12 protein-coding genes are annotated in these 12,028 nt (G+C 54.4%); all 12 read left to right on the top strand.

All coding sequences use genetic code 11. From position 1 onward, the window contains the following. The first annotated feature begins 3 nt into the window (after nt 1-3). The 12 genes from IPL71_RS03830 (at nt 4) to IPL71_RS03775 (ending at nt 12,027) form a co-directional block, all read left to right on the top strand. Nucleotides 4-852, top strand: a complete 849-nt coding sequence (locus IPL71_RS03830; RefSeq protein WP_345319034.1) for a carbohydrate deacetylase — start codon at nt 4-6, stop codon at nt 850-852. Then, nucleotides 849-1,835, top strand: a complete 987-nt coding sequence (locus IPL71_RS03825; RefSeq protein WP_345319032.1) for an N-acetylglucosamine kinase — start codon at nt 849-851, stop codon at nt 1,833-1,835. The genes IPL71_RS03830 and IPL71_RS03825 overlap by 4 nt, the downstream gene beginning before the upstream one ends. A 96-nt stretch (nt 1,836-1,931) precedes the next feature. Continuing rightward, complete coding sequence (locus tag IPL71_RS03820; protein ID WP_345319031.1) at nt 1,932-3,341, top strand: glycoside hydrolase family 5 protein; 1,410 nt, start codon at nt 1,932-1,934, stop codon at nt 3,339-3,341. Between the two features lie 91 nt (nt 3,342-3,432). Continuing rightward, nucleotides 3,433-4,215 (top strand): polysaccharide deacetylase family protein, encoded by a 783-nt coding sequence (locus tag IPL71_RS03815; protein WP_345319029.1) that lies wholly within the window; start codon nt 3,433-3,435, stop codon nt 4,213-4,215. Between the two features lie 63 nt (nt 4,216-4,278). Continuing rightward, a complete protein-coding gene (locus tag IPL71_RS03810; RefSeq protein ID WP_345319027.1) occupies nt 4,279-5,796 on the top strand; it encodes an extracellular solute-binding protein in 1,518 nt (505 codons plus the stop codon). A 54-nt stretch (nt 5,797-5,850) separates the two neighbouring features. Then, nucleotides 5,851-6,057 (top strand): hypothetical protein, encoded by a 207-nt coding sequence (locus tag IPL71_RS03805; RefSeq protein ID WP_345319025.1) that lies wholly within the window; start codon nt 5,851-5,853, stop codon nt 6,055-6,057. Between the two features lie 87 nt (nt 6,058-6,144). Then, nucleotides 6,145-7,068, top strand: coding sequence for an ABC transporter permease (locus IPL71_RS03800; protein WP_345319023.1), 924 nt, complete (start codon nt 6,145-6,147; stop codon nt 7,066-7,068). An 11-nt stretch (nt 7,069-7,079) separates the two neighbouring features. Next, nucleotides 7,080-7,958: a carbohydrate ABC transporter permease gene (locus tag IPL71_RS03795; RefSeq protein WP_345319021.1), complete on the top strand. Its 879-nt coding sequence runs from the start codon at nt 7,080-7,082 to the stop codon at nt 7,956-7,958. 100 nt (nt 7,959-8,058) lie between these two features. After that, nucleotides 8,059-8,472: a right-handed parallel beta-helix repeat-containing protein gene (locus IPL71_RS03790; protein ID WP_345319019.1), complete on the top strand. Its 414-nt coding sequence runs from the start codon at nt 8,059-8,061 to the stop codon at nt 8,470-8,472. Next, nucleotides 8,438-10,201, top strand: a complete 1,764-nt coding sequence (locus IPL71_RS03785; RefSeq protein ID WP_345319017.1) for an extracellular catalytic domain type 1 short-chain-length polyhydroxyalkanoate depolymerase — start codon at nt 8,438-8,440, stop codon at nt 10,199-10,201. The genes IPL71_RS03790 and IPL71_RS03785 overlap by 35 nt, the downstream gene beginning before the upstream one ends. 63 nt (nt 10,202-10,264) lie before the next feature. Further along, on the top strand, nt 10,265-10,507 hold the full coding sequence (locus tag IPL71_RS03780) for a hypothetical protein (RefSeq protein ID WP_345319015.1): 243 nt from the start codon (nt 10,265-10,267) through the stop codon (nt 10,505-10,507). Between the two features lie 98 nt (nt 10,508-10,605). After that, nucleotides 10,606-12,027, top strand: a complete 1,422-nt coding sequence (locus IPL71_RS03775; RefSeq protein ID WP_345319013.1) for a glycoside hydrolase family 5 protein — start codon at nt 10,606-10,608, stop codon at nt 12,025-12,027. Nucleotide 12,028: the final 1 nt, after the last annotated feature.

The raw sequence follows: 12,028 nt of genomic DNA, 5'->3' as shown, positions 1-12,028 counted from the left end.
ATTATGAAATATTTGATTGTAAACGCAGATGATTACGGACTGCACCCTTCGGTTTCAGCAGGGATTCGCAAGGCGCACCTGGAAGGAATTCTCACGTCCACGACGACGATGATGAACATGCCCGACGCCCGACCCGCACTGGAGATGGCTGCGGAGCAATGCCCCAATTTGGGATTGGGCGTTCATCTCACTCTGACGGCTGGGATACCACTTTTACAGCCAGAGAAATTGCCTGCGCTAATGCGCCTTTCGGACGGGATACGTTTTCCGCGCGAATCAGTTTTGCGCGAGCAGGCGGCGTCCATCCCCGCGGCGGAAGTCAAAGCCGAGTGGCGGGCACAAATCGAACGCTTCATTCAGATGGCTGGCAAAAAGCCTGACCATTTGGATAGTCATCACAATTCGTCGTATATCACCTATCCGTTTTTTGAAGCCATGCTCGAACTGGCGGCGGAATATCATTGCGCCGTGCGCCTGCCGTTTTGGGAAATTACTCAATCCATGCCTGGAGATTATGTGACTCTGCCTAAAGATTGGCCCGCTGGACTCAGTCCGCGTAAACAGACGAAGAACGCACGCGTTCTTTTCCCTGATGATTTTGTGGGCTATTTTTACGATGAAAAAGTCACTCTGGAAATATTGCAACATTCTCTTGAAAATCTCAAGGAAGGCGTGACCGAGTTAATGAGTCACCCCGCACTGGCAGACGAGTCGCTCAAACAGATCAGCAGTTACAACAGCCAGCGTGCGGTGGAACTCTCCTTACTGCTCCATCCACTGATACTTGGAAAAATTAAAGACAATGGAATTAATCTGATTACGTTTGGGCAAATGCTGGAGTTATCAAAATGACAAAATACTTTCTTGGCGTGGACGTAGGCGCCACCAAGACCCATGCAATGATTGCCAGTGACCGCGGCGAAATCCTATCACTGGGCAGGGCAGGGCGCGGAAATCCTGGTCTGATTGGTTATGAAAAATTTGGCGGCGTAGTGAATCAGGCTGTGGAGCAAGCCCTGACGCAAGCTAAACTGACGGTCAAACAAATCAGCGGCGCGGGCTTTGGCGTGGCGGGCTACGATTGGGACTCGCAAAAGGCAAAGACCTTGCAAGCGATTGAGGCCGCCATTGACCTGAAAGCCCCGCGCGAAATTGTCAACGATTCAGTTCTGGGATTGTTGGCAAACGCCCGTCATGGCTGGGGGATTTCACTTGTGGCGGGGACGGGCTGCAACTGTTGGGGACGCAACCAACGCGGCGAGTATGGACGGGTCACAGGCTATGGCGATGAACTCGGCGAGTACGCGGGCGGCTCCGAACTGGTTGACCGCGCTACGCACCTAGTTGCCTACGAGTGGACGGGACGCGGACAGGCTACCGCCCTGACGCAAGCCTTCATCAAAAAGACAGGCGCGAAAAATCTGGCTGATTTGATTGAAGGCTTGAGCGAAAAAAGCTACCTGCTCGCCGCCGATTCCGCGCCGCTGATTTTTGAGTGCGCCGCGCAGGGTGATAAAGTTGCGCTGGACTTGCTCAAATGGGCAGGCGATGAACTGGGTGAAATGGTCATTGCCGTAGCGCGTCAAATCAACGTGGCGCATTCATCGCCCGATGTGATTCTCATCGGCGGGTTGTTTCGCGGCACGCCTTCGCTCAAAAGCTTGGTTACCGCCAAAGTGGACAGCGTCATCCCCAAAGCCACATACCTGAACATGCAAGCCCCGCCCGTTGTCGGCGCGGTGGTGCTAGGCATGGAACAGGCAGGCATGTCGGCAAACGCCATTCAATCGGCGCGGATAGAAATGCAAATCAAAGCCGCCGCCTTCCGTCTGTGACCTTTGACCCACCCTAGCACAAAATTATCAACCCCCGTCACCAAACTGACAGAACCCCTTCTCAAACCAAATTACACTGGTATCAGTAATCGTCCTATGAAAAAACACTCTGACCCTGCTCCCAAAGATTTCATCCGCGCCAGCGGACGTTTGCTCATGCGCGGCACGGAAACCATCCGCTTGACGGGAATCAACTTCCCCGCCTACGGCTGGAAACGCTCAGGCTATACCCGCCAGGAAATTTTGGGCGCACATAACTTCCGCGCCGAAGATTATCGGCGCGTGGCTGGGCTGGGCATGAATGTTGTGCGCCTGAACATGTCCTACCTTTTATTCGAGCGGGACGAAAATCCTTATCACTACGACGCCGAAGGCTGGGACTGGTTGGATGAACAAGTCAACGCGGCGCGCGCAGCGGGGGTCTATCTCATGCCAGATATTCATGCGCCCCAGGGCGGCTATCAGGCTCCAGGCTATGACGGTGACTTTTGGGAAAACCCCGAACCCCGCGAGCGGCTCAAAGCCCTGTGGGTGGAGATTGCCCGCCGTTATCGCAATGAAACGCAAATCGCGGCGTTCAGTCTGTTCAATGAACCCTTCACCAACAACCGCAACCAACTTTGGGTAACGTATGCGCGGGAATTGGTGGAAGCCATTCGCAGCGTGGATAAAAATCACATGCTGGATGTCGAGCAGGATGTCGCCACCATGATTCCCTTTTCCCTACCCGACGACAACCTAATGTACGATTTTCACTGCTACGAACCCTGGCGCTATTCCACCCAGTTCTGGCGCTATGGTTTTCAAGGGCGCTACGGCGACCCGCAAACCCCCATCCTGCCGTGGACATGGCGCGAAGGTCAACCTTGCGGCGCGGCGTTCAAAGTGATAGACGACCATGTCGCGGGTCTCATGCCGCTGGCAAAAACGCTGGATGGACTGGATGAATTCACCATCCACGAAATCGAAGCAGATGGGACTCGTCACCTTTTGATTCGTGTCCAGGTGGTGGATGAACCCGCCCGACCTGAGTCTGCGCCGCTGCCTGTTTCCGCTTCCGTTTCTGACGACCCGTTTCCTGTTGCCAAAAAATCCTGGGCAGGTTCCTCCCCGAATCATTTCAAATGCGAAATGCTCGCCTTCCCCGTCAAACAGAGCTGCACGTATGCCATCAGCGGCGGGTTGGAATTTCTGACGCTGGAATACAACAAAGGCGACTTCTTTGTTCCTTTCATCAATAAGACCATCGAAGAAAGATTACTGGGCGAATACGGCTTGCAGTTTTACATGGATAAAAATGTCCCTGTGAATATCGGCGAGTACGGGCTTTCGCCCCACGCCTTCAAAGGCGGGCGCGGCGGACGGCAAATGCTGGCTGACCGTCTGGACTTATACAAAAATACAACATCAACTCGCAATACTGGGTGTATTCAGGCGCGGCAGATTTTGCCCTGTACGACAATCGCGGCGAATACCCAGCCGATGAACATGCCAATCAAGTTTTAGTCGCTTTATTTCGAGAAAAATTGAACCATTAAAAATGAGATGGCTTCGGCAGGAGTGCGCCGTCTCGCATTGACATCAAAAAAGGAACAACATGTCTGAAAACGCCTTCCGCTGGTTGGACAATAAACAATGCGCTGTCTCGTTGACTTACGATGATGGCTTACCGATTCAGGCAAGTTACACAGCTCCATCATTGACCGAAGCGGGCTTGCGCGCCACATTCTATTTGGAATTGGACAATCTCAACGTTGAGATTATTCCGCGCTGGCGTGAAGCCGCCGCCAATGGACATGAACTGGGCAACCACACCATTTTTCATTCCTGCCGTAAAACTGCCAAACGTCCCTGGGTGATGGATTGGATGGACTGGGCGCAATACACCCCAGACCGTTTCCGCGCCGAGATGGAAGTGGTCAACACCTGCCTACATTTGCTGGATGGAAAAACCGAACGCACCTACGGCAACACCTGCTGCGACACCACCATTGGCTCAGGCGAAAATGAAATCCAAATGGATGAACTCCTGCGCCCGTACTTTGTGGCGGCGCGCGGACCGCAGAACGAGAAAATTGCCCAGCCTGCGGACGGAATCAACTTAATGCAAATTGGTCATTTCAGCGGCGACGTGACCACCCGACCCGTCAGCGCAGTAAAAGCCCTGATCGAGCAATCCGCTCAAAACGGCGGATGGATCGTCTTTAATTTTCACGGCATCGGCAAGGAAACCCATCCGCTTCACATGGAAAAATCCGCGCACGAAGAACTTATCGCATGGCTCAAAGCGCGGCAGGATCAATATTGGATCGCGCCGCTGATTGATGTTGCCGAATATGTTAGGAATTATTCAAGTCTATTGCAGGAGGTGGTTGGATAAAATTAATGTCAAGTTTTTTCAATGTCCATCCTGTTGATACCATTCAAAAAATAAGGAGAAGAAATGACAACTCGAAAACTTTCACGTCGTGATTTTCTGCGCATCACTGGCTTGGCTGGTGGCGCTGCCGCTCTTGCCGCCTGCGCGCCAAAACTGACCGAAACGCCCATGCCCACCGAAGCAGCCGTGGTGGCAACCGAAGCCCCTGTCCTGCCCAAGAAAGCCGCTGACTTGCTCAATGCGGCGGGCGTTCCCCTGCCCGGCAGTCCCGATAACCCCAAAGGCTGGACAACCGCCCTGCCCGATGTGCCTGGACAATATCCGCTGGTAGAACCCATCACCATCACCACCGCCCGCCCCACCGACTCGGAAGTTGCCTTCCTGCCCGAAGGCGATGATCTGGATAACAATGTTTGGACGCGCTCGATGGCTGCCCTGTTCGGCGTCAACTTTGTCAACAAAATTACGTGGGTTGAATCCGATGAGCAGGCGCAGAAGTTCAACCTGGCAATGGCTGCCAACGACCTGCCTGACATCCTGCAGGATGTCCCCGATGATATTTTCGTTCAGATGGTGGAAGCTGATATGCTGCTTGACATCGGCCCCATTTGGGACCAGTACGCCAGCCCGAAGTGGAAAGCCACCGTGGAAGCCGCAGGCAAGGAAGCCTGGCGACATGTCACCGTCAACGGCAAACGCTATGGCATTCCGCATGTTCAAGACGCGGGTCACGATGATGTCATCCTGTGGGTACGCAAAGATTGGCTCGATAAACTCGGATTGAAAGCCCCCGAAACCTGGCAGGACGTTCATGACACCGCCATCGCCTTTGCCGAAGCCAAATTGGGCGGTCCCGATACCTATGGCTTGCTTGCCAATAAGGAATTCCGCAAGTCTTGGTATGGCAGCATTGATCCGCTCTGGTGCGGCTACGGCATCAGCATGAATTGGGGTTCTTTCGGATGGAGCAAGGCAGCGGATGGCTCGCTGGAGTATGACGGTATCAAACCCGCTGTCAAAGAAGTGCTTGCCCTCCTGAACCAATGGTACGCCGATGGCGTTTTCCGCAAAGACTTTTATGCGATTGGTCCTGACGAACTGACCCCCGACCTGGCTTCGGGACGCTGCGGCTTGCAGTTCAACGCCGTCTGGGGCGCCAACCGCGCTTCGGTCAGCGACACAGGCGCGGAATGGCTCTTCCTAGACGTTCCCGCTGGACCCAAGGGACGTTTCAAGCAGACCGAATCGCCTTGGGTGGGACGCTTCTGTTGTCCCAAGACTTTTGAACACGCCAAAGAGTGGATTGAACTGACCAACTGGCGCATCGAATTGGAAGAAACCGTCGGCTCGCGTATGCATGGCTGGGATGGCATCAACTACAATATCACGGATGGCGCTTATGAACCGACCGACGCGGAATGGTCCTTCTGGGCGGTGGGTCCGCTTGGAACCCGCTCGGGCGGCTATCACAGCCCAAGCATTCTGGGCGAGATGATGAATCACGACCTGACCGCATGGAAGGAAATCCCCGAAGACCAGCGCGACGCCTTCCAGTCGGCTCAGTTTGCCGACCCCGTCTGAGTTCTGCGCCACGAAGCCAAGGTCTTCATTATCGCCAAGAGCCAGGAAGAAGGCTTGCTCGATCAGTTCAAAGGTCAACCCACCCCCACCATGGAAGAAGTCTGGTCAGACTTGGTAGACCAGGAGACCGAAGTCTGTCTCTCCATCATCACAGGGCAGAAACCGCTCGAAGCCTATGATGAATACATCGCCAACTGGAAAGCTGCTGGTGGCGAACAGATTACCGCCGAAGTGAACGAGTGGTGGCAGTCGGTTCAGTAAGTCGTTAGAATAGGTACGTCTTGCCGCCCCGCAGGTTTTGTTAGGACTGCGGGGCGGTTTATCCCATTATTTTCAAAGGGAATGCCCATGCGCTCACCAGAGTTTTTCACCCCCAAATTCAAAGCCTACCTCCAGCGGAATTGGATTCTCTATGCCATGCTCCTGCCCACGCTGATTCTGTTTGCCATTTTTGCCTATTATCCGATGTATGGCGTGGTGATGGCGTTTCAAAAGTTCAACCCTGGGCTGGGATTCGACGGTTCACCCTGGGTGGGGATGGCAAACTTCATGCGTTTGTACAACTCTGCCACCTTCCCGCGCGTCAGTGCCAACACGCTCATCATCGCCGTCTCCAAATTGGTCAGCGGACAAATTGCCGCCATCATGCTGGCGCTTCTGTTCAATGAACTTCGCGTGATGTGGTTCAAACGCACCATGCAGAATTTTTTGTATATGCCGCACTTTCTTTCGTGGGTGGTGCTGGGCGGTATCTTGATGGAAATTCTCTCGCCCATGGGGCTGGTTGGCAAGGCGCAGGAAGGGCTTGGTATGGAACCGATTATCTTTCTCGGCAACAATGACTGGTTCCGCCCGACCGTTATTCTCACCAGTCTGTGGAAGGAAGCGGGCTGGGGCATGATTATCTATATGGCTGCGCTGACCAGTGTTGACCCTGGTCTTTACGAAGCCGCCGCCATTGACGGCGCAAGCCGTTTTCAGCGGGTTCTTTACATTTCCATTCCAACCATCCTGCCCATCATTATCCTGATGGCTTGTCTCAGTCTGGGCGATATTTTGCAGGGCGGTTTCGACCAAATCTTCAATCTCTATAATCCCACCGTCTATCAGACAGGCGACATCATTGACACCTACGTCTATCGCATGGGACTGATTGACGCAAAATACGGGGTTGCGGCGGCGGCGGGCTTGTTCAAGTCCATCATCGGATTCATTCTCATTGTCATTTCCTACAGGCTGGCGGATAAATACGCTGGCTACAAAATCTTCTAGGAGCGCGTGCCATGATTCAAGAAAAAGACTGGCGCAACACCCTGTTCGACATTTTCAACTATGCCTTCATCGCCGTGTTGAGTTTCATTTCGCTCGCGCCCATGCTTAACCTTCTGGCGATTTCGCTCAGCGATAACTCGGCGGTCATGGGTGGATATGTCACCTTTTGGCCCATCAACTTTACGCTGGAAAACTACTTTGTCATTTTCAAATCGTCCGCCATCTATCGCGCATTCTGGATTTCGACTGAGCGCACGGTCTTGGGCGTCGTTATCAGCCAGTTTCTCACCATCATCACCGCCTACCCGCTCTCCAAAACTGCGCGGCAATTCAAGGGACGCAACTTCTTCATGTGGATTCTCGTCTTCACCATGCTTTTCGACGGCGGCTTGATTCCCTTCTTCATGGTCATCCGCAATCTGGGTTTGATCAACACCATCTGGGCGTTGATTGTGCCTGGCGTTTCCGTCTGGAGCGTCATCCTGTTGCTGAACTTTTTCAAGGAAATCCCACAGGAACTGGAAGAAGCCGCCCTGCTGGACGGCGCAACCCACTGGCAGATTTTGTGGAAGATTTACGTTCCGCTTTCCATCCCCGCCCTAGCAACCCTGACTCTCTTTGCCGCTGTCTGGCACTGGAACGCCTGGTTCGACGGCATGATTTTCATGACCGACCCCAACAACTATCCCCTCCAAACCTACCTGCGAACCGTGGTGGTTGACCTGAACAGTTCCAACCTGAACATGGACTTAACCAAAATTGACATGCTCTCCCAGCGCTCCCTGCGCGGCGCAATGATTTTCGTTACCACCATCCCCATCATGGTACTTTACCCCTTCCTGCAACGCTACTTCGTCACGGGCATTAAACTCGGCTCGGTGAAGGGATGAATAGAGAATAGAGAATAGAGATTAGAGATTGGTGATTCGTATCTCGTAACTCGTATCTTGCAACCTGTAACCTTCCACCTTCCACCCTGAGACCTGACCCATGACACCTGACACCTTCTACGTTTCTCCAACTGGCTCCGATACCAACCCTGGAACCGAAGCCCAACCCTGGCGCACCATCCAATATGCCGCCGAAACCCTGCAAGCCGGCGAAACCGTCCTCATCCGCACAGGCGAATATGCTGAATGGGTACGCCCCCAGCGTTCAGGGGAAGAAGGCAAGCCCATCACCTACGCCGCCTACCCTGGCGAAGTTGTCACCCTCAACGGCGCGGAGATTCAACTGCCCTCCGACACACCCAAAGCGCCGCGCAAACCGCATCCCACCCACGATTGGGTTGGCGCGCACATCGGGCATCCTTTGCAAATGGGCGGCTTGTTCCAAATCGAAGAACGTTCGCATATCATCGTCAAGGGGATTGCGCGTCATCAATGCGGGACCCAACCGCGATAATTCGGGCATTCTCGTCAAAGATTCCGACAACATCCTCGTCGAAGGCAACTATACCTGCAACACGGTTGCATCAGGCATTGGCGTGTGGCGCAGTTACAAAGTGATCGTCACAGGCAACGAAATCGAACTCGCCTGCAACGACGGCGGGCAGGAGTGCCTCACCGTCGCTGGCACGGATGAGTTTGAAGTGAGTCATAATCACGTCCATCATGGCGGACCTGGCAGCGAAGGCGGTGAAGGCATTGACATAAAACACGGCTCCTCCAACGGCAAGGTACATCACAACGATATCCACCACATGAATCGTGTCGGCTTCTACGCCGAATCGTGGAACACCCTGACCCGCAATATTGAATATTACGCCAACCTCGCCCACGACAACGCCTGGGATGGATTCGCCGTCGCTTCTGAAGAGGGCGGCTTGCTGGAAGAAATCAAAATCTACAACAACCTCATCTTCCGCAACGGGCGCACGGGCGTGGTGGTCGGCTGGTATGGCGATGTTGAACACCAACCCATTCGCAATATCAGCATCTTCAACAACACCATTGTCAACAACGGCGCGCGCGATGAAGGCGGCGGCATCTGGCTCGAAAACTACGAAGCCGAAAATATTTTGATTCAAAACAACATCGTCAGCCAAAATCGCCTCTGGCAAATTGCTTTTCGGGAAGATACCCCCGTCAGTTGCGCCGTCTTCAAAAACAACCTGACCTTTGGAACCAATGACCATCCAGGCGAGATGAAGAATCCGCTTCACGCTGACCCGAAACTTGTGGACGCCGCCCGTGGAAATTTCCGCCCCTTGAGCGCTTCCCCCGCGCTCGCGGCTGGACTCCGTTTCGAAGGTTTGACCGACGACTACAACGGACATCCCCGCCCCATAGAAAACCCCGACATCGGGGCGTATCAATTTCAAGCCGAATCCGTTGCTTCGGGATTGCCAAATAACTTTCGATTGAACTTTCCCCTGCAAGGTTTTTTACGCGATTATTTTATCCACCTGCCCGAAGGCAATCACCCCGCCCAACCTGTGCCACTGGTTATGTTCCTGCACGGACTGGAAGCCGAAGCCAGCCAACTGCACGGCTTCGATAACCTCTCTGACCGCTTCGGCTTTATTGCCGTCTATCCCAACTCTGTCCCAACCGATGACCATGCCTGGAACGTCGGCGCGGAACTCAACCCTCATGTAGACGACGTCGCCTTCTTCGACAACCTGCTCAATATTTTGGTTGCCGACTACAACATCGACCCGCGCCGCATCTACATCAGTGGACATTCCAACGGCGGGGCGATGACCCAGCGTCTCGCTTGCGAAATCAGCGACAGGGCGGCGGCGTTTGCTTCGTCAGCGGGATTGCTCGTCCGCGAAATTGCCGAAAAGGCCCAATGGGGGCGTCCCGTCCCGATGTTGCATATTCACGGCGACGCCGACCCAACCGTCCCGTGGGCAGGGCGCGCAGGCAGACTCTCAGTGGAGGAAATGATTCAGTTTTGGAATCAAGCCAACGGGTGCGTGAGTCGTCCCTTCCGTGACCTGTATCGCCACAAAGACAAGAGCGGCCCCATTTTTGAATATTACGAATATATGGGCGAACATCCGCGCGCCCGCGTGACGCTCATCCGCGCCCACGGCGGCGGCCACGATTGGTTTGGCGAAGGCAAAGGCTACGACATCGACGCCAACACCGAAATGTGGCGCTTCTTCCAAAACTTTTCCTTGTAGATTCGTATCCCCCAGACTGCCGAAGTTTACTACCTTCGGCAGTCTGCATAAAAGGAGCCTCCCATGAAGCGCTTGTTCTCGCTCATCTTTCTTTTTAGCGCCTGCCAAAGCTCCACGACCGCACTTCCTGCTGCACCCACAGAAATTTCATCCACCGCTACAGTCGTTTCGCCTACGCCGGCACAACTGCCGACCGAAGTCCCACCCACCCCCACGCGAGAGCCACTGCCGCCCCTGCCTGAAGGCTTTGTCCACGCCAAAGGTCGGGATTTGGTCATAGGCGATCGCAAACCCTCATCCGCCTGACAGGAGTCAACTTCCCCGCCTACGGTTGGGGCGATTCAGGCGAAGACCCCAAAGCCGTCTTCAACGCCAAAGATTTCAGGCAGGAAGATTATTTCCGCGTGGCGGATATGGGCATGAATGTCGTCCGCCTGAACATCTGGTATCGCCTCTTCGAGCACGATTATTATCCCTACCTCTACGACAAGCCCGAAGGCTGGGACTGGTTGAATCAGCAAATCGCCTGGGCAAAGGAAGCCCGCGTATACATCATCCTGAGCATGATGCGTCCGCAAGGCGAGTATCAAGGTCCCGATTATGAAGGACAATTTTGGGAAGAAGACCCCTACTACCGCGATCGCCTGCAAGCCCTGTGGGTGGAGATTGCAACCCGCTATAAAGACGAAACCCAAATTGCCGCCTTCGACCTGCTCAACGAACCCTGGACGAACGAACGCAACGATTTATGGACGGCATACGCGCAGGAATTAACGACTGCCATCCGCACAGTGGACTCCAATCATCTGCTCGACATTCAGCAAGACCTTTCCACTGCCACGCCCTTTTTGATTGACGACCCCGCCCAAAACGTGATGTACGATTTTCACTTCTACGAGCCGTATTACTACACCGCCCAATTTTTGCGGCGCGGCTGGCAGGGACAGTACGGCGACCCGCTCACACCCATCATGCCCTGGGATTGGGAACTGGAATTGGGCGACCCGCTCGCTCCCCCCGCCGTCCCATCAGGTAATTCGGATTGGGCGCAATACGAAACCGAACGCTTTATCCCTGACTCTGGCATGGTCGGCGCGCAAGTGGTTTTTCTGCCCCCTGACGAAGGCAGGCTCATCTTCGACGCCTTTGACTTGATTGAATACGCCCCCGATGGAACCGCCTCTGTTTTGATGGCTGTCGAAATCGAAGGACGCGAACCCGACGCCCAAACCTACCCATCCGATTCGCCCTTCACGCTCTACGACTGGAATTTCCTGCCGCTGGATGAAAGTGGAGCGCTACCTCAAGTGGAGACCACCGTCATTGCCCAAAGCGGATTCGGCTCACTCTCCTTCCCCGTCCCGTTTGGCGCGCCGCGTCTCATCTTCCCTGTTAGGCAGGGCTACGCCTATCAAATCCAGGGTTGGATGAAAGGCGAAGAAATCAAAGGCGCGGGCGGGTTTACCTTGCGTTGGGCGGCAGGCGAATTTATCCCCTTCACCCACGAATCGCTCGAAACGCGCCTGCTCGACCCCGAAGGCGACTACAACTTGCAGTTTTATCTCGACGCGAACGTCCCCGTCAACATCGGCGAGTGGGGGCTTTCTCCCTTTGCCTTCGCCCCCCAGCGCGGCGGATTGGAGTACGTCCGCGATGTGCTTGCATTGTTCGAGAAATACAACCTCAACTCACAGTATTGGGTCTATTCCCGCTTTGGCAATTACTTCATCTACAAAAACGCGGGACCAGGCTACTACGCCCTGCCTGCCCCCGAAAACGCCAACCAACCGCTGATCGATTTGTTCACCGAAATTTTGAACCCGTAAC

Origin of the sequence: Candidatus Villigracilis proximus (assembly GCF_016717045.1) — a bacterium.
Taxonomy (GTDB): Bacteria; Chloroflexota; Anaerolineae; order Anaerolineales; family Villigracilaceae; genus Villigracilis; species Villigracilis proximus.
Note: the sequence above shows the minus strand (reverse complement) of the source record. Positions and strands in the feature narration are given on the sequence as shown.